The organism is Emticicia sp. W12TSBA100-4, from assembly GCF_040253585.1.
GTDB lineage: Bacteria > Bacteroidota > Bacteroidia > Cytophagales > Spirosomataceae > Emticicia.
Genome location: NZ_JBELAU010000007.1, coordinates 318,436 through 342,052 on the forward strand (window position 1 = coordinate 318,436; position 23,617 = coordinate 342,052).

Annotated in this window: 23 protein-coding genes; 13 read left to right on the plus strand and 10 right to left on the minus strand. The window is 36.6% G+C overall.

All coding sequences use genetic code 11. The features are described from left to right. Positions 1-46 precede the first annotated feature (46 nt). Positions 47-1,348 carry a Gfo/Idh/MocA family oxidoreductase gene (locus ABR854_RS12180; protein ID WP_350265677.1) on the minus strand — a complete coding sequence of 434 codons (1,302 nt, stop codon included), beginning with the start codon at positions 1,346-1,348 and terminating at the stop codon, positions 47-49. A 158-nt stretch (positions 1,349-1,506) separates the two neighbouring features. On the opposite strand from ABR854_RS12180, the gene ABR854_RS12185 reads away from it, so the two are divergent. From ABR854_RS12185 to ABR854_RS12195, 3 genes are all read left to right on the plus strand, one after another. Beyond that, positions 1,507-2,658 carry a redoxin domain-containing protein gene (locus ABR854_RS12185; protein ID WP_350265678.1) on the plus strand — a complete coding sequence of 384 codons (1,152 nt, stop codon included), beginning with the start codon at positions 1,507-1,509 and terminating at the stop codon, positions 2,656-2,658. Between the two features lie 75 nt (positions 2,659-2,733). Further along, positions 2,734-3,204, plus strand: coding sequence for a response regulator transcription factor (locus tag ABR854_RS12190; protein ID WP_350265679.1), 471 nt, complete (start codon positions 2,734-2,736; stop codon positions 3,202-3,204). Between the two features lie 112 nt (positions 3,205-3,316). Then, complete coding sequence (locus tag ABR854_RS12195; protein ID WP_350265680.1) at positions 3,317-3,829, plus strand: DUF4199 domain-containing protein; 513 nt, start codon at positions 3,317-3,319, stop codon at positions 3,827-3,829. Between the two features lie 117 nt (positions 3,830-3,946). Here ABR854_RS12195 and ABR854_RS12200 read toward each other — a convergent pair whose 3' ends face one another. Further along, complete coding sequence (locus ABR854_RS12200) at positions 3,947-4,861, minus strand: ROK family protein (RefSeq protein ID WP_350265681.1); 915 nt, start codon at positions 4,859-4,861, stop codon at positions 3,947-3,949. A gap of 142 nt (positions 4,862-5,003) precedes the next feature. On the opposite strand from ABR854_RS12200, the gene ABR854_RS12205 reads away from it, so the two are divergent. The 4 genes from ABR854_RS12205 (at position 5,004) to ABR854_RS12220 (ending at position 8,986) form a co-directional block, all read left to right on the plus strand. Continuing rightward, a complete protein-coding gene (locus ABR854_RS12205; RefSeq protein ID WP_350265682.1) occupies positions 5,004-5,723 on the plus strand; it encodes a head GIN domain-containing protein in 720 nt (239 codons plus the stop codon). 134 nt (positions 5,724-5,857) lie between these two features. Next, positions 5,858-8,491 (plus strand): valine--tRNA ligase, encoded by a 2,634-nt coding sequence (locus tag ABR854_RS12210; RefSeq protein WP_350265683.1) that lies wholly within the window; start codon positions 5,858-5,860, stop codon positions 8,489-8,491. Positions 8,492-8,532: 41 nt separating this feature from the next. Next, entirely contained in the window at positions 8,533-8,724 is a 192-nt protein-coding gene (locus tag ABR854_RS12215) for a hypothetical protein (protein ID WP_350265684.1), read from the plus strand. A 4-nt stretch (positions 8,725-8,728) separates the two neighbouring features. Further along, on the plus strand, positions 8,729-8,986 hold the full coding sequence (locus tag ABR854_RS12220) for a type II toxin-antitoxin system RelE family toxin (protein WP_350265685.1): 258 nt from the start codon (positions 8,729-8,731) through the stop codon (positions 8,984-8,986). A gap of 61 nt (positions 8,987-9,047) precedes the next feature. Here the strand turns inward: ABR854_RS12220 and ABR854_RS12225 are convergent, their stop codons facing one another. The 6 genes from ABR854_RS12225 to ABR854_RS12250 form a co-directional block, all read right to left on the minus strand. Beyond that, positions 9,048-10,562: a P-loop NTPase family protein gene (locus ABR854_RS12225; RefSeq protein ID WP_350265686.1), complete on the minus strand. Its 1,515-nt coding sequence runs from the start codon at positions 10,560-10,562 to the stop codon at positions 9,048-9,050. A gap of 363 nt (positions 10,563-10,925) precedes the next feature. Further along, the gene (gene nagA / locus ABR854_RS12230; RefSeq protein WP_350265687.1) at positions 10,926-12,068 is read right to left on the minus strand and encodes an N-acetylglucosamine-6-phosphate deacetylase; all 1,143 of its coding nucleotides are present in this window, start codon (positions 12,066-12,068) and stop codon (positions 10,926-10,928) included. A gap of 69 nt (positions 12,069-12,137) precedes the next feature. After that, positions 12,138-12,458, minus strand: a complete 321-nt coding sequence (locus ABR854_RS12235) for a LytR/AlgR family response regulator transcription factor (protein WP_350265688.1) — start codon at positions 12,456-12,458, stop codon at positions 12,138-12,140. A 36-nt stretch (positions 12,459-12,494) separates the two neighbouring features. Next, positions 12,495-13,127 carry a response regulator transcription factor gene (locus tag ABR854_RS12240; protein ID WP_350265689.1) on the minus strand — a complete coding sequence of 211 codons (633 nt, stop codon included), beginning with the start codon at positions 13,125-13,127 and terminating at the stop codon, positions 12,495-12,497. A 143-nt stretch (positions 13,128-13,270) separates the two neighbouring features. Then, entirely contained in the window at positions 13,271-14,251 is a 981-nt protein-coding gene (locus tag ABR854_RS12245) for a T3SS effector HopA1 family protein (RefSeq protein ID WP_350265690.1), read from the minus strand. Between the two features lie 13 nt (positions 14,252-14,264). Beyond that, positions 14,265-15,311, minus strand: coding sequence for a phosphotransferase (locus ABR854_RS12250; RefSeq protein WP_350265691.1), 1,047 nt, complete (start codon positions 15,309-15,311; stop codon positions 14,265-14,267). Between ABR854_RS12250 and ABR854_RS12255 the strand changes: the two genes are divergently transcribed. Together ABR854_RS12255 and ABR854_RS12260 are read left to right on the plus strand one after the other, a co-directional pair. Continuing rightward, positions 15,285-16,193: a protein-glutamine glutaminase family protein gene (locus ABR854_RS12255; protein ID WP_350265692.1), complete on the plus strand. Its 909-nt coding sequence runs from the start codon at positions 15,285-15,287 to the stop codon at positions 16,191-16,193. The genes ABR854_RS12250 and ABR854_RS12255 overlap by 27 nt on opposite strands. Beyond that, complete coding sequence (locus tag ABR854_RS12260; RefSeq protein WP_350265693.1) at positions 16,174-18,069, plus strand: tetratricopeptide repeat-containing sensor histidine kinase; 1,896 nt, start codon at positions 16,174-16,176, stop codon at positions 18,067-18,069. The genes ABR854_RS12255 and ABR854_RS12260 overlap by 20 nt, the downstream gene beginning before the upstream one ends. Here ABR854_RS12260 and ABR854_RS12265 read toward each other — a convergent pair. Then, positions 18,044-18,457 (minus strand): hypothetical protein, encoded by a 414-nt coding sequence (locus ABR854_RS12265; RefSeq protein WP_350265694.1) that lies wholly within the window; start codon positions 18,455-18,457, stop codon positions 18,044-18,046. The genes ABR854_RS12260 and ABR854_RS12265 overlap by 26 nt on opposite strands. Positions 18,458-18,485: 28 nt before the next feature. Then, entirely contained in the window at positions 18,486-19,133 is a 648-nt protein-coding gene (locus ABR854_RS12270; RefSeq protein ID WP_350265695.1) for a response regulator, read from the minus strand. A 386-nt stretch (positions 19,134-19,519) separates the two neighbouring features. Here ABR854_RS12270 and ABR854_RS12275 point away from each other — a divergent pair, with 386 nt between their 5' ends. The 4 genes from ABR854_RS12275 (at position 19,520) to ABR854_RS12290 (ending at position 23,610) form a co-directional block, all read left to right on the plus strand. Next, the gene (locus tag ABR854_RS12275; protein WP_350265696.1) at positions 19,520-20,482 is read left to right on the plus strand and encodes an alpha-E domain-containing protein; all 963 of its coding nucleotides are present in this window, start codon (positions 19,520-19,522) and stop codon (positions 20,480-20,482) included. A gap of 73 nt (positions 20,483-20,555) precedes the next feature. Next, positions 20,556-21,287, plus strand: coding sequence for a proteasome-type protease (locus tag ABR854_RS12280; protein ID WP_350265697.1), 732 nt, complete (start codon positions 20,556-20,558; stop codon positions 21,285-21,287). A 124-nt stretch (positions 21,288-21,411) separates the two neighbouring features. Then, positions 21,412-22,251: a transglutaminase family protein gene (locus tag ABR854_RS12285; RefSeq protein ID WP_350265698.1), complete on the plus strand. Its 840-nt coding sequence runs from the start codon at positions 21,412-21,414 to the stop codon at positions 22,249-22,251. Between the two features lie 102 nt (positions 22,252-22,353). Next, positions 22,354-23,610: a nucleoside permease gene (locus ABR854_RS12290; RefSeq protein ID WP_350265699.1), complete on the plus strand. Its 1,257-nt coding sequence runs from the start codon at positions 22,354-22,356 to the stop codon at positions 23,608-23,610. Positions 23,611-23,617: the final 7 nt, after the last annotated feature.

A 23,617-nucleotide genomic window follows, 5' to 3' on the forward strand; every position in this document is an offset into this window, starting at 1 on the left:
TGTACTTTTCATTATCAATTCTCCATTTTTCATTATCAATTATAAATTAAACCGCCCTCGTTTTGCCTGGCATTGGAATTTGATAATAGCCATCTTTATCTGGTAAAGTTTTAGGCAAAGTATCCCAAGTATAAGCGTCTGGCATAAGGTTGATGTCAGAATTTAGAGCCTCTTCCCACTTCACACGTTTCCCCGAATAAGTAGCCATACGACCCATAATAGCGGTCATCGTACTCATTGCACCTCTTTCTGCATCATTGATTGGCTTATTGTTTACGATACAATCAAACAATACATCGTGTTCAACTTGATAAGGGTCACCATCGCCTTCACCTTTATATCGCCAAATATTATTCCCTTTTAAGTCAAAAATTCTACCTTCAGTTGCACGGCCTTTTGTTCCTATCAAATGCTCCGAAACATCAGAAACCGTACCAGGTTGGTGGCGACACGAACTTGATAAAATCATACCGTCGGCATATTTAAACTCTACATTATGGTGGTCATAGATTTCACCATATTTCTTATCTGTGCGTACCTGACGGCCACCCATTCCGAGTGCCTCTGTTGGATAACCACCTTTAAACCAGTTAATTACGTCTATGTTGTGAATGTGTTGCTCATTGATGTGGTCGCCGCAGAGCCATACAAAATAATACCAGTTACGCATTTGGTATTCCATTTCTGTTTGGTTAGGCTTACGCTCATTTACCCAAACACCATCATTATTCCAGTAGCAACGAGCCGCTACGATGTCGCCGATTGCACCTTCGTCAATTACTTTTTTATAAGTTTCAAGATATGATTTTTGATAATGGCGTTGTAAACCCACAACTACTTTCAAGTTTTTCTTTTTCGATTCTTCAGCTGCTGCCAAAACTCTACGAATACCTGGGGCATCGGTAGCTACTGGTTTTTCCATGAAAACGTGCTTTCCTTGACGAACCGCTTCTTCAAAATGAATCGGGCGGAAACCTGGAGGTGTTGTAAGCAACACAACATCGGCCAATGCGATTGCTTGTTTGTAGCCATCAAAGCCTACAAATTTACGCTCTTCCGAAACATCTACACGGTCTTTAACTTTTCCTTTGGTTAGGTTTTGGTAACTTGAGTCAATTCTGTCACGAAAAGCATCGGCCATTGCTACAAGTTTTACGTTTTGCTTTACAGAAAGTGCTTGTAAAGCTGCTCCTGTACCACGACCACCACAGCCAATTAAGGCAACTTTTATGGTATCTTCAACTGAAGAATTAGCGAATGTTTCGATTGGTAAAGAAGCCATCGAGATACCGCCTACTGCGGCTGCCGAAGCCTTCACGAAATCACGACGAGAGAAATTTGAGTTCATTATGTGTCTGATTATAGAGTTGAATAATTAAATAACAAATTTAGTTTAATTCTCGAAACGATTACTATAATTTCTTAAAAAGTATCGTTATTTTATTGAAATTTTACATAAATTTGGCTACCAATATAAAACTAATCTTCTCTATTCAACCTTACAAAATGAAACCTTTCCTTACTTTTTTATTGATTTGCATAGGCATGATTGCTCATGCACAGAGCAAATTTGTGGCTCGTCCGCAAGCAATTCCTGCTCAAGAAACGCCAACATTGGCTATTGGAGCAAAAGCACCCGATTTTCGACTTCCAAATTATGACGGCAAATTTTATTCTCTAAAAGATTTTGCGGCTGCAAAAGTTCTCGTTATCGTTTTTACTTGTACTCACTGCCCAACTGCACAGGCCTATGAAGACCGAATCAAGAAAATTGTGGATGATTACAAAAACAAAGGTGTAGCGGTGGTAGCCATTTCGCCCAATAGTCCAAATGGGCTTTTGTTGGAAGAATTGGGTTATACCGACCTTAACGATGATTTTGATAATATGAAAATCAGAGCAAAGGAAAAACAATTTAATTTTCCGTATCTCTACGATGGCGATAATGAGGCAGTTTCGATAAAATATGGCCCAGTGGCCACCCCTCATGCGTATGTATTTGATAGTCAGCGTATTTTGAAATACAATGGTCGTCTTGATGCCATCGAAAAGCCAAGCAAAGGAGCAAATGCCGAAGATTTACGCAAAGCAATTGACGAAGTTTTGGCAGGAAAAGAAGTGACAACACCTACAACCAAAACTTTCGGATGTTCGATAAAATGGGCGTGGAAAACTGAGTACAACGAAAAAAATGAGAAAAACTGGACATCTCGCCCCGTTACGCTCGAAGAATTGGACACCGAAGGCATCAAAAAACTGGTAAAAAACGATGATTCGGATAAACTTCGCTTGATAAATGTATGGGCAACTTGGTGCGGGCCGTGTGTGATGGAATACCCTGATTTTTTGGATATTCACAGAATGTACGGAGCAAGAGATTTTGAATTTGTGTCTGTTTCGGCCGATAAATTGGAGAAAAAAGATAAAGCCTTGAAGTTTCTAAAAGAAAAACATTCGGGCGTGAAAAACTATATTTTTAAAGATGAAGATATTTATAAACTCATCGAAGCCATCGACCCAAAATGGAATGGTGCTTTGCCTTACACGCTTTTGGTTGAGCCAAACGGAAAAGTAATTTATAGCATTCAGGGAAGTATAGACAATCAAAAGCTTAAGAAAATGATTGTTGACCATCCAAAAATTGGTCGTTATTTTTGATTAAGCAAACATCAACTTTATGGCACAATTTATTATCTTTCGATGATATTTGTGCCATTTCTTTTTTAACTGAAAATGATTTTGAATTTTATCAATAAAAATAGAGACACCATTCTCTACGGAATCTCGCTTGCCTTCTTACTTTTCTTTTTGAAATGGATTGAATTACGCTTTATTATCATTAATCATACTCTTGAAATCTACGTCGGACTTATTGCCCTACTTTTCACAGGCTTAGGAATATGGCTCGCTCTAAAATTGACAAAACCCAAAGTAGAAACTCAGATTGTTGAGAAGGAAATTACGGCGAAAAATACTGATTTTATCATCAATGAAGAAGTGATGAATGAGCTTGGAATAAGTAAGCGTGAACTCGAAGTTTTGCAACTAATGGCCGATGGACTGAGCAATCAAGAAATTGCCGAAAGGCTTTTTGTTTCGCTCAATACTATCAAAACTCACAGCTCGAAAGTATTTGAAAAAATGGATGTAAAACGCCGTACACAAGCAGTAGAAAAAGCAAAAAGATTGAGTCTGATTGCATAATTGACTTAGTACTTTAGTATGAAAAAGCCAATTTTTATAAAAATCACTCAAAAGTATGACTCGAAATTATGCTAAAACTTTCAGATTTGTGGCATAAACCAAATCAAACAACATGAAAAAAATAATACTTACCAACGGCCTAATTTCGGGGCTTATCATTTCAGTTTTTCTGCTTTGTTCAATGGCTTACTGCTATGCTTACAACAATTTCAATGGCAGTATGGTGGTGGGTTATTCCGCCATGATTTTAGCATTTTCATTTGTTTTTGTGGGCGTGAAAAATTTTAGAGACAAAGAAAATGCTGGGGTAATTTCGTTTGGTAAAGCCTTTCAAATCGGTTTTTTAATTGCTCTTATTGCTTCATCAATGTATGTAATTACGTGGCTGGTGGACTATTACTTTTTCATTCCTGATTTTATGGATAAATTTTGTTCACAAGCAATTGAAACCGCTAAAGCAAATGGAGCAAGTACCGCAGAAATTAAGGCACAAACTGCCGAAATGGAAACGTACAAAGAAATGTACAAAAATCCATTAGGAGTAATATTCTTGACTTATATGGAAATTTTGCCAGTAGGTTTGGTTGTTTCACTAATCGTTGCTTTGATTTTGAAGCGGAAGTGAGAAAGGTATTTCCACCAAGCGTCGGCCACCACAGAGGCACGGATTCCACAGACTTTCATAGATTATTCTCCGTGAAACTTCGTGTAATATGTGCCTCTGTGGTAAATATAAACCTTCTCAATACCCCCTAACCAACTCAATCGCACCAAAAACACCTGCACTATCGCCGAGTTTTGGTTTTAAGAAAAGCGTTTCTACTTTGCGGTTATTGAAAATCCAGTTTTTGAGTTCTTTGGGAAAAGCCTCATAAATCATATCAATATTGCCTACACCACCACCAATTACAATAGCATCGGGGTCAAGTACATTGACGATTGAAGAAATGGCACGTCCGAAAGATTTTATCAAATGATTGAGCGTAGCAGTTGCGTGCAGGTCAGTTCCTGCTTGATGAAGTTCGTAGATTTCCTTCATTGTTAGGTCGTTTCCGCTCAATTTCTTATAATATTGCTGCAAAGCTGGGCCAGAAAATACATTTTCGTTGCAACCAGTTTTCCCGCAATAGCACATTACACCATCTTCTTCAAAGAAATTATGTCCCCATTCTCCACCAATTCCGTGCCTTCCATTGATTACTTGACCATTTACAATAACGCCACCACCAACACCAGTGCCGAGAATTACGCCAAAAACAACTTTTGCATCGGGTAAAACATCCTTCACAATTCCCATCGTTGCCTCGGCCAGAGCAAAACAATTGGCATCATTAGCCAACTCAACAGGCACTCCGAGAGCTTTTGCAAGGTCGGCTTTCATGGGCTTTCCATTCATCGACGTCGTATTGCAGTTTTTCATGGTCTGCGTAGTTGGGTCGGTTGTGCCTGGTGTACTAAAACCAATAGCAGTTGGAGCGATGTTTATTTCTTCTTTGATTGAATCAATCAATCTTACGACTTGACTTATGATATGTTCGTAACCTTTGCTGGCTTCGGTCGGAATTCTTTTTCTTACTAAAATTTCATTGTTTTCGGCATTCATCACCACGCCTTCGATTTTCGTACCGCCTAAATCTACACCCCAAAGTGTCTTCATTTTATAAATAAGGTTGATTATTATGAGGGAAAAATGCTGTTAACTTGTCATTAACAAATCAACGAGCAACTCCTTACAAACTTATAGCATCTTATCATCAAAGACAACAATTTTTATAAAAAGCTAACATAGAATCATCATCATGAAACGTTCAATTATCGTAATCTTCACAATCCTTTTGGGAGTATTTGGGTTGTCATCTTGTAATACCTACAACATCATCGAAGGAAGTGGCATTGTTCAGACCGAATACCGTCGAATGGCATATTTCAATAAAATCGAATTGTATTTTCCTGCCGAAGTTATTGTTCGTCAAGGAAATACGAAAGACATTGAAATTACTGCCGAAAGTAATATCATTGATTTAGTTTATAGCCGAGTAAGCGGAAATACCTTGATTTTAGATGATAACGGCCGTCTTCGTAGCAGCCACAACGTGAAAATCTATGTACAAGTACCTGACATCAACGCTATTTTTGTTTCGGGAAGTGGCCGTGTAATCAGCGATAACAAGATTTTCTCGAAAAACATGAATCTACGTTTGTCGGGCAGCGGCTTGATTGATGTAGCCTTAGATGTGAAAAATGATTTAGTAGCCGATTTGAGTGGTTCTGGACTGATTTTCATGGAAGGAGATACTTATAATGGTATTTATGATGTGTCAGGAAGTGGAAAAATTGAGTCGTTTGGAATGCACGCTGATAATTCGGACATCGTGATAAGTGGTTCGGGACGTTGTGAAACCACCGCACTGAGTAAACTTGGTGTAACTATTTCGGGAAGCGGAAGTGTATGGTTTAGAGGAAATCCACGCATCAGCCAACGAATTTCAGGTTCAGGAAAGATTTTTGATGCTAATTGATTTTTAATTCGTTCACAGACCTTATAGGTTTTTTCAAACCTATAAGGTTTTTTTATGCCCAAGATTCGCTATTTTTGCACCATCATAAACAAAAACCGTCGTCCGTCGTCTATCGACTGTTGACTCAAAGAATAATGGCAGAAATCAGCAAAACGTACAATCCGAAAGAGATAGAAGACAAATGGTATAAGTATTGGATTGATAATCAATACTTTAAGTCGAAACCAAATCCCGATAAAGAGCCTTATACTATCGTGATTCCTCCGCCAAACGTCACGGGTGTCTTGCACATGGGCCACATGCTCAACAATACGATTCAAGATGTATTGACTCGCAAAGCACGTATGGAAGGCAAAGAGGCTTGTTGGGTGCCAGGAACTGACCATGCTTCTATCGCTACCGAAGCCAAGGTTGTGGCGATGCTGAAAGAGCAAGGAATCAATAAAGCTGACCTTACTCGTGAAGAATTCTTAAAATATTGCTGGGAATGGACTGAAAAATACGGTGGCATTATCTTACAACAACTCCGTAAACTCGGTGCGTCGTGCGATTGGGACAGAACTCGCTTCACGATGGAGCCAAGTTTGTATGATGCCGTAATTGATGTTTTTGTTGATTTATATAACAAAGGAGATATTTATCGTGGACACCGCATGGTAAACTGGGACCCGCAAGCCAAAACAACGGTTTCGGACGAAGAGGTTATCATGAAAGATGTTCAGCAGAAATTGTATTATATTAGATACGATGGAGAGGAGGGAAGTGTAACGATTGCCACAACTCGCCCCGAAACCATCATGGCCGATGCTGCAATCTGTGTAAATCCTGCCGATGAGCGTTTCCAAGATTTGATTGGTAAAAAAGTAAGGATTCCGTTAATCAACCGTGAAATTTCGATTATTGCCGACGAATACGTAACGATGGAATTCGGAACGGGTTGTTTGAAAGTAACACCTGCTCACGACCAAAACGACTACGCTCTCGGACAAAAACATGGTTTAGAAATCATTGATATTTTGACCGACGAAGGCAAATTAAACGAAAAAGCCTTGATTTTGGTAGGTGAAGATAGATTTGTGGCTCGTAAGAAAATTGCTAAATTATTGGCCGAATCGGGCAATTTAGTAAAAGAAGAAGATTACAAATCGACAGTTGGAACGTCTGAGCGTACAGGTGCGATTATCGAACCGAAGATTTCGTTGCAATGGTTCTTGAAAATGAAACGAGTTTCGGAGCCAGCTTTGGAAAACGTAATGAATGATTCGATTCAGTTGATTCCACCGAAATTCAAGAATACCTATAACCATTGGATGGCAAACGTAAGAGATTGGTGTATCAGTCGCCAACTTTGGTGGGGACATCGTATTCCTGCGTTTTATATGCCAGATGGCACTTGTATCGTAGCAAAAGATAAAAAAGCGGCTTTGAAAATTGCCCGTGATAAATATCAATTATTTGCGTTGAGCGAAACCGACCTTACGCAAGACGAAGATGTTTTGGATACTTGGTTTAGCTCGTGGTTATGGCCAATTTCGGTTTTTGATGGTTTTAAAGACCCTGATAATGAAGATATTAACTATTATTACCCGACCAATGATTTAGTAACTGCCCCTGAGATTTTGTTCTTCTGGGTAGCACGTATGATTATTGCGGGATATGAATATAAAGGTACATATCCATTCAAAAATGTATATTTGACGGGTATCGTAAGAGACAAACAAGGCCGTAAAATGTCGAAATCATTGGGTAACTCACCTGACCCAATCGAATTGATTGAAAAATACGGTGCAGATGGTGTTCGTACAGGAATGTTGTTTAGTTCGCCCGCAGGAAATGATTTGCCTTTTGATGAAAAACTATGCGAGCAAGGACGTAATTTTAGCAATAAAATCTGGAATGCCTTCCGCTTAATCAAAGGATGGGAGACAAGTTCAGAAGTTGCACCAGCGAGCAATAGACTGGCAGTATCTTGGTTTAAAACTAAAATGAATAAAGTAGTTGCCGAGACGCTCGACCATTACAATAAATTCAGAATGTCGGATGCCTTGATGAGTACTTACAACCTCATTTGGGATGATTTCTGTTCGTTGTATTTGGAAATGATTAAGCCAGCTTACGTTGACGGAAAAGGCTTACCAATCGACCAAGAAACTTATGATGCAACGCTCGAAATTTTCGATGAATTGATGCGTTTGATTCATCCTTGGATGCCATTTATTTCGGAAGAATTGTGGCAGTCGATTAAGGAAAGAGGTACAAACGATTCAATTTGTTTGGCAGCATTCCCGAAAGGTGGCGAAGTAAACGAAAGCCTTTTAGCTGATTTTGAATTATTATATGAAATCGTTTCGACGGTTCGTAATACTCGAAACTCAAAGCAAATTTCACCAAAAGAAGCGTTACCATTGGCAGTTAAAACCGAGAATCAAGCACGTTACGAAACTTTATCGGGCTTAATCAAGAAAATGGCGAATATCTCTGCTATTCAATACGTTAGCGATAAAGCGGATGGTATGAGTTTCGTTATCAAAGGCGATGAACTAACGATTGATTTAGGCAAAAATTTGGATGTAGAAGAAGAAAAAGCAGCTCTACAAAAAGATTTAGATTATATCATTGGTTTCAAAAAATCGACTGAAGCGAAATTGTCGAATGAGCGTTTTGTACAAAATGCAAAACCAGAAATCATCGAAAAAGAACGCCAAAAATTAGCCGATGCCGAAACTAAAATCAAAGCTTTAGAAGAAGCTTTGGCGAAGTTGGGGTGAGGTTAATAATTTGATTATATTTGTCAAAAATCAATACCACAATGACAGGAGTAAGATATATTACGGATGATAAAGGAGAGCGGACTGATGTTGTTATCAACCTTCGTAAGCATGGAAAAAGCTTAGAAGATTTTTTCGATTTTTTGGTTTTTGAAGAACGAAAAAATGAAGAAACTGTTTCTCTTGAGTCTATCTTAGATGAATTAAAAACAGAAGGCAGGTATAAAGGCTAATGCTATGTATAAGATTATCTTTACAAAATCAGCAGTTAAAGAGCTAAAAAGGTTGTCTAATCAATTAATTGCTCGGATAGTACCTGAAATTCAAGCACTTGCGACCGAACCAAGGCCTTCTAACTGTAAAAAATTGAAAGGAGAAGAAAATCGTTATCGAACAAGAGTTGGTGATTATCGTATTTTATATTCAATAGAAGACACAATAAAAATTGTTGAAATTGTAAGGATAGGACATCGAAAAGAAGTTTATAATTCATAATAGAAAAGGGCAAATCTAAATCAAGATTTGCCCTTATTCATTATACGTTTATTCAAGATTCTTATCTAAAATCATCTTCGTCGTCATCGCCGAAATTCATCTTATTGGGGTCGAACATACTATCCAATAAATCTTTGAATTGCAGACCTGTGTCCAAGTTTTGCTTGCTGATAAGAGAGTATTCAGCCAAACCATGAAGAGCAAATTCCATCATAAAAAGTTTGTCATCTTCGCCCAAACGTTCGTGGTAGCCTTCTACCAATTCCTCCAAGCCTTCAATTGTTTTCAATCTTGCACGATATTCTCGGTCGGTGAGGTCATTCGTGAAATCAATTATATTGCCTTCGCCAAACCAATTTGAAACTTGTTGAAACGGATTTTTACCCGATTTCTTTTTCTTTACAGCTTCTGGATTCGGGAAATATTTCAAAAATTCCGTTCGCATAGCTTTCCCGATGAGGCTTTGAGCCACATAAACTGGGCCTTCTACTTCTCCTTCATAAACCAATTCGATTTTTCCGTTGATGGCAGCAATTGCTCCGTAAATATCTGATACCCTTGCGTTTACGTTTTTCTCACCGTTAATTAATGAACGTCTTTCTGCTGAACTTAATAAATTTTCATAAGCAGAAATTGTCATACGAGCCGAAACCCCACTTTTGGCATCGACATATTCGCTTTGGCGAGCTTCAACTGCGATTTGCTCAACCAAATCCTTCAGAATATCATTCACAACGATTTTCTTCTGACCATCTTTAATGATAGCTTCTTGTTCGGTAATTTTACGCCCAATTTCGATAGATTTCGGGTAGTGAGTCACAATCTGGCTATCAATACGGTCTTTGAGTGGCGTTACGATACTTCCACGATTGGTATAATCTTCGGGGTTTGCCGTGAATACAAATTGAATATCAAGCGGCATACGAAGTTTAAAACCACGAATCTGAATATCGCCTTCTTGCAAAATATTAAACAACGAAACCTGAATACGAGCCTGTAAGTCGGGTAATTCGTTAATCACAAAAATACAGCGGTGTGAGCGTGGAATCATACCAAAGTGAATCACACGTTCGTCAGAATAAGGCAAGCGTAATGTAGCCGCTTTGATAGGGTCAACATCACCGATTAAGTCGGCAATCGAAACATCAGGCGTTGCCAATTTTTCATTGTAACGTTCGTCACGGTGCAGCCATGCGACAGGGGTTGCGTCACCTTTTTCGGCAATTAAATCTTTGGCAAATCGTGAAAGTGGTTCGAGTGGGTCGTCGTTGAGTTCAGAACCTTCCACAATTGGCACATATTCATCTAAAAGATTGACCATCAGGCGAGCAATACGAGTTTTTGCTTGCCCACGTAAACCCAGTAAGTTGATGTGGTGCATCGAAAGAATCGCTTTTTCAACATCGGGAATAACGGTGTCTTCGTATCCCCAAATTCCTGGAAAAACCGACTCTTTATTTTTAAGTTTCTCAACTAAATTATCACGAAGTTCTTGTTTGATGGATTTTGGGCAGTAGCCGCTGGCTTTTAATTCGCCAAGTGTTTTTATTTTTAAAATATTCTTATCGAATGTCATGTATTTAATGGATAATGTAGAATTGAAAATGAAAAATGAGCTTCTTCTGAATAACGGTTTTTCGGAAGAAATGGTTTGAGAGCTTGTACGACAATTTTCCAAATTGTCAATGTGTGCGAAACAATTTGGAAAATTGTTGTACGATTTTTTGGAAACACAAAAGCCATTTAAGCTGTATTTAGTGCTTAAATGGCTTTCATAAAATCTTTATTTTTAACTACACTGACCCAAAATTACCCAAATAATTACGAAAACGATGATTGTGCCGAAGCAGCCTCCGCCGAGTTTTTTTGCTCCGTAGCCAGCGATTAATCCTCTAAATAAGTTGTTCATGGTAGTGAAATTTAGTTTTGAAAAGATGAATTATAAAATCAATGGGGTGAAGTTAGTCAATTTTTCGTCAAAAACAACAAATTTAGCAGGAAAGCCTTCGGCAATTTGTCCGATTTCGGCATCAATACCCAAAGCTTTTGCAGGGCGAATAGTTGCCATTTTGATGGCTTCTTCGAGCGAAATTCCTACTTTTTCAACGGCATTTCTGACACAATCGGCCATCGAGACGGCTGCTCCTGCCAGATTCCCTTCTGAGTTTCGGTACTGTCCGTTTTCGAGATAAGCATCAAACTCTTCCCATTGAAATTGTTTTACCTTTTCACCTACAAAAAGAGCATCCGAAATCAAGAAAAGTTTATCTTGTTTGATTTTATAGGCAATTCGAGCGGCGGCATAATCACAATGAAAACCATCTAAGATAATTGGAGCATAAACTTCTGGGCTATCAAAAGTTGCACCCACAACCCCAGGTTCACGGTGGCCCATTTGTGTCATGGCGTTGTAGAGATGCGTACAAAGTGTAATTCCTTGATTATAAGCTTGTTTTGCTTGTTTGTAAGTAGCGTTTGAATGCCCAAGCGAGATTTTTATGCCGCTTTCGAGCAGCATATCAATTTGTTCGGGCGTAAAGTTTTCGGCGGCTATGGTCATTAATTTGATAATTCCTTTGCCGTATTTTATGATTTCTTCTAACTCGTTATTACTTGGTTTTTTGATATATCGAGCCAAATGAGCTCCACGTTTGGCAAGATTCAGAAATGGACCTTCGAGGTGCATTCCAAGCACGCCTGAGTGCGGTTCGCCGCCCGTTGAATTTTTGAGTAAAAAACTGCGAGTTGCTTCGATTCCTTTCAAGATATTTTCGAGTGGTGAAGTAATGAGCGTAGGCAGTACGTGCGTAGTACCAAGTTTGAGGCTTGACTCATGAATATCTTCTATGGTTTCTTCGTTGGCGTGTTGAGTAAAATAAAACTTTTCACCTCCATTAATGTGCGTGTCAACAAATCCCGCTGATATATGTTCGCCTGCCAAGTCTATGGTTTTTGCGTCAGAGTGGAACGCCACCCGCCTGTGGTCAGACGTTGAAATTCTACCATTTTCGATAATAATTGAGTGATTCTGAAGTACTTCCGTTCCTGTGTGAACGGTGGCGTTCGTGATGATGGTTTGCATAAAATAACTTGCTCGGGTTGAGCGAGCAAGTTAAGAAAAAACGATGAATGAATCAGAATAGGACGTAAATCATAAGCTTTTGTTTTGGTCGAGGTGTATTTGTTTTTTCACCATAGTCAGTTTTCTGCGTGAGACCTCTAAGATTTTGCCATTTGTAAGTTGAATTGTGCCTTTTTTCCCTTTTTGGTCAAAATGCTTGATAAATTGAGGATTCAACAAAAAAGATTTATGTACACGCAAAAAACCATTTAATTGAACATCAGTTTCGTACTTTTTGAGTGTAAAGGATGATATCATCTTTTTTCCATTTTTTAGATGGAAAATTGTATAATTAATGTCTGCTTCGAGATAAGTTATCTCGTTGTTTTCGGGAGTTTTGAGAGGAGTCATTAAGGCTATATATTTAGGAGTTTGAGCGAAGAGTAATTAAACAAGTTGCCAGCGATGAGCAAAATTGACGATACTCACAACATTGCGAGCATTGAGTTTTCGAGTGATATTTTTTCGATAAGTATCAACCGTAAATTCACTCACACACAGCTTTTCAGCGATTTCGGCTGATAAGAATTCGAGAGCTATGAGCCTAATTACTTCTAACTCACGGGTTGTGAGTGAGTAGCGGGCCACGAGTTCGTGCTGGTATTCAGTGCTGAGGCTACTAAAGAGAGATTCTTTAGCGAGTTTGACCTTCATTCCATTATTGACCTTTTTGATGCATTCAAGTAAGTAGTGTTGATTACTACATTTAGAGACAAAGCAGTCGGCAATAAATGAGATTTTTTTTAGACAAGAAGCCGCTATTGAATCGTGCAGAATCAATATTTTACCAGTATAAATATCTTTTAGTCTTTTTTGAAGTGTTAAATCTCCTTGAAAGAAAAAATTAGCGTCAATAATAAGAATATCACAGGTAGATTTTTGAAGAGAATTGATCAGATCTCGATTATTATTGGCAATACCGACAATTTGAAAATTATCGGATAGTGCCAACATCATCGACAATCCTTCGGCGAAAAGTTGATAGCTATCAGCAAGGAAAAGTTTTACTTTAGGGTTCATAGCAAGCAGTAGTTTTGAGCATCGGAGTAACGATACAAATCTCCGCTAAGTTACGCTACCGTTCAATACTGCTTTGCCATGATTTTATCTACTGTCTGGACAGTAGATTGTTGAGAAAAGTTTGATTTTGTCTATAGAATGTCTTAATTAAAGTCATAAGGAAATCTTGAGTTTGGGTTTAAGTAGAATTTCTCAAGGTCATAGCCTTGGCTCTCTATGTGGGTAATGATATAATTAACCCATTCTGATTTGGGAAGTTTATTTTCGTGTGCCTGCCCGATTCCCTCCGCAATCAACCTACAACGACTCATTCCAAAACTTTCATTGGGGTTTGGAGGATTTTCGGCGAAGCCGATACCATCATACAGTTTTAGGGTGAATAATGGGACTGCGGTTTTTAGTTTATTTTTCAATGTATTGAAAATAGGTTTGATTACTGTCCAACTAACGGATAAATCATACTTGTTTAAATACAATACACCTGCATCTGGTCGATTATATAAATTAGGGTTTTTAAGGCATTTAAAGTGAAAAAAAACTTTATGTTTATTTAATTTATCTGAAAGTTCCCTAATAATAAGAGTGCTGCTTATTGCATGAAGGTTAAAATAAAATCTTACCAAGGTTTGAGGATAATCGTAGTTAATAGTATTTCCTAAAACATAGTAAAAACTATCGTTTGGGTCTATTACTTCTTTCGGTGAATAAATTTGTATTATATTCCCTGGCTTTGTCTCAGAATTAGTTGACGATATATTTAAGAAATGACCACTATGAATAAGCTTACGTAGGTTTTTGTTTTCAGCAATTATACTGCCATCACTATTAACGGAAATAACTTTAAAGCCTTTTATTATTTTGTTTTTACTGATATTGGCTTTTCGAAGAATATTTAAATAATCCTTTGGGTTATTTAAATATAAATCCCCATCTGAACCTTTTGAATAGAAATATTTATATATTTCAGCCGTCAATTTTTTTTCCCTTTGTTGTTTTTTATCTATTTCAAACATTGAAATAATATAATCGTGTTTAAGGGGTAGTGATTGAATGAAAACCTTACCTAACGAAGATATTTCTATTTCATTTACGATTTGTGCTATTTGTTTGTAGTAATTATTCATGAAGTATTCAAATTTAATCCCATATTTTAAAATACAGACTGGGTGTTTTGAGTAAACTTTCAGCTAATAATATCAGTTGAGTATCTCTTTTGTTTAAATGATTTTCAGCACCAGCGACTTCCAATAATTTGTCAATAGTTGCCACTGCAAAAAAGCATATAAGTTTTGTTTTTCTTGTTTCGTCAAATTCCATCTCACAGCTTTGAAGAAATGCCTTTAATGACTTCATCAAAATATTATTATCTAAAATTGGGTTCAATGGTGTGTAGCTATTGATTAGCACAATTTTTTCTTTTGATAATATTTCTAATGTAATATTTCGCAGACAGCATGCAATATCCCAGTTAATATCCCCTAACGAAGCACCTTCCCAATCAGTTAAGTAAATATGAGAAGTTTTCTGATGTATTAGAAAATTTTCAAACTTAATATCCGTGTGAACAATGCTATTGATGCACCACATTTTTTTTACTTTTTCATAACCCTCAATTAAAATCTCATTATTGAAAATATAGTCCATAAAAATATTATCTTTTAAAATATTATGAGATTGGCTAATATCAATAAAGAAGGGATTATAGAGAGGCTCAAATGGCATTTCTTTAGATAATTGAATCTCACTATATTCTTTTAAAATATTACCAATTTTGCTTGTTATTGAAGAAGTTATTTCTTTTTTTAGCAGATATTTCTTAAGGGATATACCGTTAGAGATGAGATCCCAAATAGCAATGTTAAATAGAGAATCATACCCTAAAAAATTTGGTAGTAGCCGTCTTACTGAGGCTATGTTATTTTTTTCAACGAAAGTATAAAAAATGGATTCTCTTTGAAATAACTTTATTGACTCTGTTGAATTATTCTTTACTTGTTTTAGGAAAAAACCATCCTTTTGTTTTAGGTAAACTTTAAAACAAAAGTTTCGGGAATTATTCAATAGAATAATACGTGAAACTTCACTATCTACACCTAACTCTTTTAAATATATATCTATGGTTTTTTTACATAACAACATACTCACTTGGATTAATATATGAAATATAAAATAAAGAAAAAACATTTAATAATTTTGTTTTTAGCTGCAAGTAATACCATTTTAGCACAGCAAACAAAAGTCTTAATTACTCCAGAGTTGAGCCAGCCTATGAAAAATGGCTATTATGTTCAAGATAAGGAGGACAATAGTAAAAAGTTTTTTCTGTATAAAAACAGTAAAAACTACGAAGTTAATTTAATGCTGCTGGATTCTATAATCAAGACACAAGATTTTGCTAAAATTAAAGTAAATTTAAACAATCATTTTATCGAAGAGATTAAATTGACAGGAGCGACTTCCATTGATGATAATGTTTGCGACCCAAAAAAGATGGTAGAGTGTACAGCATCAATAGAACACTTTATTAAGAGTCATCCAGACTTTAGAAAACATGAAAATAGTGGTAAGCAGGTCAATTTGTCAATCGGACAAACTACGTCTCTTATCAACGAGTGCATAACACAAATGCGGAAAGACAATTTTGATTTTTTATGCACTAACGGTTGCCAAGTAATTGCTGAGTATATTAATCAATTTTTTGATAAAAAGGGGATAGAAACTAAAAAAGCTTTTTATATGTCAAAAGTGGAAGGAAAATGCGTTTGTTCTTCTAAACTTGATATCAAATGGAAGTACCATGTAGCACCTATTATTAAAGTTAATAAAACTGAATACGTAATAGATATGCCTTCAAGTAAAGGAAAGGTTTCAGAAATGTTGGTTACTTTAACCAATTGGGAAAAGACACATTTTATAAAATCATCAACTGATACATTAATCATTCACCCCGCTGCGATCTTGTCAATAGAATTAGGAGTTGCTACTAATAATAGTACGTTGACTACATTTTACCCAAAACCGATTAACACTTTAAAGAACAAACAGAATGCTATTCTTAACCAATAAGCAAAAAAGCATATTTTGTTGTCTATTATTAATTGTTGGGGTTTGCCATGGACAGGATATAAAACTTGATGTAAAAAAGAATATTGAAAACTTACTGAACCGTTCATTTATACAGTTTGCTGATTATCAAAACCCTGATTCTACCTATTATTTTGCCCAAAATGCTTATCAAAAATCCCAAAATATTGATTGGGATTATGGAACGGGAGCTGCTTTACACCGAATCGGTATGTCGTATAATATCAGAGGGCAGTATGATTTGGCAATAGAATCTAACTTAAAAGCTCTTGTCTATGCAGAAAAAATAAAAAAAGACTCACTGACGGCAAGAATATATTATGATTTAGGTTCCAGCTACGGAAAATTAAACGATAATCACAAAGGGATATATTATCATAATAAAGCTATTCCGCTTTTTATTAAATCTGATATGATGACCTTCGCTGGTTATGCTCTAAATAATATTGGTCTTTGTTATGGTAGATTAAACCAAGATAGTTTAGGTTTGATTTATTTTAATAAAGCAAAGAATATTTTTGAAAAGATTAAAGATGAATTTGGTATCGGAGTCATTTTTAATAATTTGGGAAATTATTACGCCAAACAAAAAGATTATAAGCGAGCTATTGAAAACCAATTGTTGGGAATCTTTTACTATGAAAAATTCAACAACCAATATCTTATGGCAGAATCCTACATTGATATGGGTAGGATATTGGAAAAAGTAAACCGAAAATTGGAAGCTATCAAGTATTACATAAAGGCTACTAATATTGCTGAGAAAAATAAATTACTTAATCTTGATTATGATGCTAACCTTGCATTGAAAGAATTATATTTTCAAGAAAATAAGACAGAAAAAGCCTACGAGTATTTTATAAAAGCAGATGAAATTAGAAAAAAAATAGATGAAGACTTGAAACAAAAAAATATATCAAGTTTAAACCTTAAGTATGAAAACGAAAAGCAAAAGCTACTTGATAAGGAAAGGGAAAAGGAGATAAAAAGCCAAAAACGAAACCTGCTTTTTTTAATAATAGGGGTAGTTGTATTATTGGTTGTGATTGGGCTGGTAATCAAGGCTAATAGGAAACTTTCTGTACAAAATAGGATAATAAATGACCAACGGTCAGAATTGTTAGAACTAAACAAAGCGATAGAGAAAATGAATATCGACTTGGAAGATAAAATTCTCGAAAGAACCCAAGAATTAAGTCTGGCTAACGAAAATCTAATACGTAAGAATCGAGAAATAGAAGAGGCTCTTTATAGAGGTCAAAAAATAGAGCGAAAAAGAGTTGCTGATGAACTCCATGATACACTTGGAGGGTATCTATCTGCAATGAGATTTGGTTTAATGGGATTTACAAACTCAACTTTGACAATCGGTGAGACACAAATTTTAAATAGAGTTAATGAAGTTTTACAGTTGGCTTACGAAGAAGTAAGAAATATATCCCATAACTTAATACCCGTTGATTTGGAAAAGTATGGTTTATCCTTTGCAATTACACAAATTCTTGGTGATGTCAATAATAACACAGAAAAAAGGTTTCGTTTTTATAATAATATATCAAATATTAGATTTAACCCGAAAATTGAATTTGAAATTTACTCTATTTGTTTAGAACTACTAAATAATGCCATCAAACATTCGAAGTCAAGCAATTTTTCTATTAGTTTATTAGTTAGTGAAATGACATTGTTCTTGGAGTTTGTAGAAGATTATTCTGATTCAGCATCAAGCCCAATTGTTATTAAAGGAAAGGGAATAAGTAGTATAAAAAATAGAGTAAATTCGATAGGAGGAACTTTCTCCATCAATCAATATAATTATGAAGTTAAAGTTCCTATCTTAGAGAAACGATTGCTTTAATATAAGAAAGACTTGTACCTTGCGAAGCTATTTCTATTTTATTGCGAGTACACGGAGTCTGAGTTCCTGCATTAGATGTCAAGAAGTCATCTGATGAAATAAAGAAATAGGCAAAATCAGTATTTGGTATTTTAAAAATATCTTTCACTTTATCTTCTAGAAAGAAAAACTCACCACCATCAGTTTCAATCTTATTAGGGTTGAGTGGTTGGCTATCAAGAAATTTATAGGTTTTTATCCACCATCCTGGAGAGTTCTTTTCTTTTAAGATGATTTCACCTAAAATACAAACCAGCTTTTCAGAGCCATTACTATCAGATTCTCCTTGCATCTTAGATAGAATTATTTCCTTATGTTCGACTGTTAGTTGGGGTAATTGGGTTGCCATAATAGTTATAAATTTAATTGTTAAATAATCACTTCAAAAATCCATTTTTCATAGCCCAACGCATCAGCCCCAGTGCCGAGTTTACACCTACTTTTTTCATCAAATTTCTACGATGCGTTTCTACTGTAGTTATACCTACAAAAATTCGTTCAGCAATTTCTGCATTACTTAGGTCTTGTATGATGAGCTGCATTACTTCAATCTCTCGTGGCGTAAGTGGTATATGTTCCGAAACCTCATCTTTTCCACTTGGTGTATTCTGATTGGGCAATTGAGCTAATCGCATTACTACCGTTTCGCTAAAATACCGCTGCCCGTTCGCTACTGTTTTTAGAGCCAGTTCGAGCTCTTTTCGCTCAGTTCGCTTCATTATATAACCATCAACTCCTGCTACCAATGCTTCTTTAATTACCGCTGGTTCTTCCGACATCGTGAGTAGCATCACTCGTACTTTTGGATATTTTTCTCGAACTCTGATGGTTGTTTCAATGCCATTCATGAGTGGCATGTGCAAATCGGCCAGTACAATATCTACGTCGTTGGTTTCCAAAAAAGTTAGCACTTGCCAACCGTTATTGGCTGTGCCTACAACCTCAATGCCATTCATTGTATCAATCAAAATACTCAGACTTTCGGCTACAATCACATGGTCGTCGGCAATCAGAACTCTAATCATAAAGTTTGGTGAATCATAAATTAGTTTATAATTCGGCTATGCTTAATTTTGGGTAAAATTCTTGTGGAAATGTGTGGAGGAAACAAAACCTGTAGGATGGGGACATCTTCGTGAGGTTAGGTTGATAATGCTTAGTTTGATTCTGCTATACTATAAAAATAGTGTCTTAAAACCAAGACCTTTACTTTAAATTTTATTTTGAGCAAATGTAAGCGAGGAATTTCGCCGAAAAAATACCTACTTATAGTGAATTTTATTTTCAATGTATAATTATTTCATGCTATGATTGTCTATAAAATCAAAAAATAGTTGCCCATTAATATTTTGCTTGTTTTTTCAATTACGTTTATTATCTTTGGTTTTCGTCAATAAAACCAAAGATAATTATGTTGAGTCGTGTCGCCAATTCCATTTACTGGATTAATCGCTATATTGAGCGAGCCGAAAATTATGCCCGTTTCGTAAGCGTAAACCTTAATCTAACCCTCGATGCCCCTGGAATCATGACTGCCCAGTGGGAGCCGCTTCTCATCGCCACGGCCGATAACTATGGTTTTTTTGAGCATCATTCGGTAGCTGACCGAGATACTGTAATTGATTATATGACGTTTGATAAACGTAATCCGAACTCAATTTATAGTTGTTTGGCCAATGCTCGTGAAAATGCCCGTACTATTCGTGAGAGCATCACAAAGGAAATGTGGGAGCATATAAATATTTTTTATCTAAAAATCTCCGAAACTCAATCGGCTAAAAACTGGGAAATTGAGCAATTATTACAGTTTTTTGAGGAAATCAAAGAAGGTTGTCAGTTGTTTTTTGGAATCATTGATTCGACCGTAACTCGCAACGAAGGCTTTCATTTTGGCCGTTTAGGACGCCTTCTTGAACGAGCCGATAAAACTTCTCGTTTCTTGGATGTGCGTTATTTTACACTTCTACCTGACGACCAAGCCATGGGGTCGCCGCAAGAATTACTTATTTGGACTTCGGTACTTAAATCGGTGAGTGCCTTTAATATGTATCGTCAGCAGCACCGAGTAATCAATCCTTCGCACATTGTCGATTTCTTGGTTTTGGATAAAAGTTTTCCTCGTTCGATTTTCTATTGTATTCGTCAGGCGGAACTTTCCTTGTATCAAATTTCGGGTCGAGAACTAACCAGCGGATATTCAAATTTAGCTGAAAAAGAAATAACTCGTTTGCGTCACGAAATTGAATTCACGGAGGTCGGAGATGTTTTCAAGAAAGGTCTTCACCCTTATTTGGATGAGTTTCAGATAAAAAACAATACAGCAGCAGCCGAAATTTTCAATACATATTTCGACTTAAAGGCTGTTGAAGCATAAAATCGAAAAGAATTAAGGACAACTGAGAATAGAAATTATCAATTTTTAATTCTCAATTATCAATTAAAAAAGAATGACTTTTTGTCTCGGAGTAAAAGTAGCTAAAGGAATTGTGGCCATTGCCGATACTCGCATCACATCGGGAAGCGAAGTTTCGAGCAATAAGAAAATTTTTGTGCATCAATCGCAGCATCATTCGTTGTTTATCATGACTTCTGGCTTGCGTTCGGTGCGTGATAAAGCCATTACCTATTTCAAAGAAGTTTTGGAAGAACAAGATACCAAATTCGATAAACTATACAAAGCCGTAAATGCCTTTGGCGATATGGTAAAACGTGTAGCTGCCGAAGACAAAGCATCGCTGCGAGAAGCTGGTTTGTCGTTCAATTTGTCGGCCGTCATTGGTGGACAACTCGAAAAAGACGAAGAACACAAATTATATATGCTGTATCCCGAAGGAAATTGGATAGAAGTAACCGAGGGGTCGCCATTCATCATCATTGGGCAGCCGAATTATGGAAAACCAATTTTATATCGAAATCTGAAGTATAATACTTCTTTGCAGGAAGTGCTGAAACTCGGCTTTTTGGCATTTGATTCTACCCGTGTAAGTGCCAATGATGTTGATTTTCCGATTGATGTGATTTTGTGCGAAAAAGATAGCTTTAAAATCAATGAACAGCGTTACGAAAAAGCCGATTTAGAACAAATTTCATATCAATGGAATGCCTTACTGAATGCTTCCGTACAAAAGCTTCCAACCGATTGGATGGAACCAATTTTCTCGAAATCGCTTGAAATTTAAGGTAAAGTTGAATAAACTACGAACGCAGATAATTATGGATTTTGTTACAAAAAATACAAATTTTCATAATAATCTGCGTTCTATTTTGTAGATTTATTTTCAAAGAAAATGAAATGCAACTCCGATGACTCTAAGTGTAGAACATACCCTTTATTACAGCTATTCAACTTCTGTTTCGCTTACGCCTCACACAATCTATCTTACGCCAAAAGCTTCTCCCAATCAGGAAATTGTGTCTTTTCAGCTTGAAATTTTGCCTACTCCAAACATCCTTTATAAAAATATTGATGTAGAAGGTAATGCTCAATCGGTGGCGTTTTTTGATACATCAACTGATAGACTGAGTTTTCGGGCAAAAGTTGAAATTGTTTCCAACGAAGTTAATCCTTTTCATTTTATCTATTTTCCATTCGGGGCTGAAACACTTCCTTTTAAGTATCCAGAGAAGGAATCTGAGTTGTTACAACCATATCTGACCGATGAGGGAGTAACTACGCTTATCGACCAGTTTGCCCGACAAATTGCGGCTGAAGCCAACTGGAAAACGACCGATTTTCTGACTCGAATTTCAAAATATATTCGATATAATTTTGTTTATGAAAAACGCCTCGAAGGTGCTGCCAACTCGCCCGAAACGACGTTAATTTCTCGAAAAGGCACTTGCCGAGATTACGCCGTTTTGATGATTGCAGCTTGTAAAGCAATGGGTTTGGCAGCTCGGTTTGTGAGTGGCTATTGCTACGGCAGCGAGTTACAAGCCCATGAACTTCATGCGTGGGTAGAAGTTTATTTACCAGGGGCAGGTTGGCGAGGTTTCGACCCAACCGAAGGCCGAATTGTCGATTTTCACTACATTGCGTTGGCTTCTTCGGCACAAGCAGAGTTGATAAATCCGATTCGTGGTGGTTTCAGAGGGAATGCCGTTTCATCATTAAATGCCTTTGTTGATATTCAACAGAAATAAAAATCAGATTTTTTATTTACTTTAGCATAAAAATGGCGTTTTCTGCCAAACATAACACTAACATCACTAAAATAACCTAAACTAATTACCAAATCTTTGATTATGGGCATCAAGAACAGACTAATTGTCATGAATTTTCTCCAGTTTTTTATTTGGGCGTGTTGGCTCATTACGATTGGAGCATACTGGTTTCAAAATAAAGGTTGGTCAGGGGCTGAATTTGGAGCTATTTTTTCAACGATGGGAATTGCCTCATTGTTTATGCCAACTTTGGCAGGTATTATTGCCGATAAATACATCAATGCCGAACGACTTTATGCTATTTTGCATTTGCTCGGAGCTTTGGTATTGGTTTATATCCCACAAGTCGATAATCCGAATGATTTCTTTTGGGCAATTTTACTTTGCGTGATTTTCTATATGCCTACTTTGGCTCTCTCTAACTCAATTGCTTACACGATTCTAAAGAACAATAATACAACTGACCTCGTAAAGGATTTTCCACCAATTAGGGTTTGGGGAACGGTCGGTTTTGTAGTGGCTTTGTGGGTAATTAGCCTTACTCACAACGAAACTTCAGCCAATCAATTTTATATTGCAGCCGCTTCGGCGGTTGTATTGGCAATTTACTCGCTCACTTTACCCAAATGCCCGCCTTTGGCTGGTTCTCCTGATAAAAGAAGTTTTGTTGAGATATTGGGCTTGAATGCTTTCAAGTTATTTAAAGACCCAAAAATTGCGATTTTCTTCATTTTTGCGATGTTTTTGGGTGCATCTTTGCAATTAACTAACGCTTATGGCGATACTTTCTTGCATGATTTTGCAAATGTTGATATTTACAAAGATTCGATTGCCGTAAAATATCCTGCCATTATTATGTCAATCTCGCAGATTTCTGAGACACTTTTTATCTTGGCGATTCCATTCTTTTTGAAACGTTTCGGAATTAAACAAGTAATGCTTATCAGTATGGTTGCGTGGGTATTACGTTTCGGGCTTTTTGCCTACGGAAACCCAAGTGATGGACTTTGGATGATTATTATGTCGTGTATTGTTTATGGAATGGCCTTCGATTTCTTCAATATTTCGGGTTCGTTGTTTATCGAAACTTATACTGACCCCAAAATCCGTTCATCGGCTCAAGGTTTATTTATGATGATGGTCAATGGTTTTGGAGCGGTTTCGGGAAGTTTGATTAGCGGATTCGTGATTCAGAAATATTTCACATTGGCCGATGGTACAAAAACTTGGACTGGTATTTGGCTTACATTTGCTATTTATTCATTAGTTGTAGCTATACTTTTCGCTATCTTATTTAAGCACAAACACGAAGAAGGTGTAGAGGTGAAAGGGCATTGAAAAAATG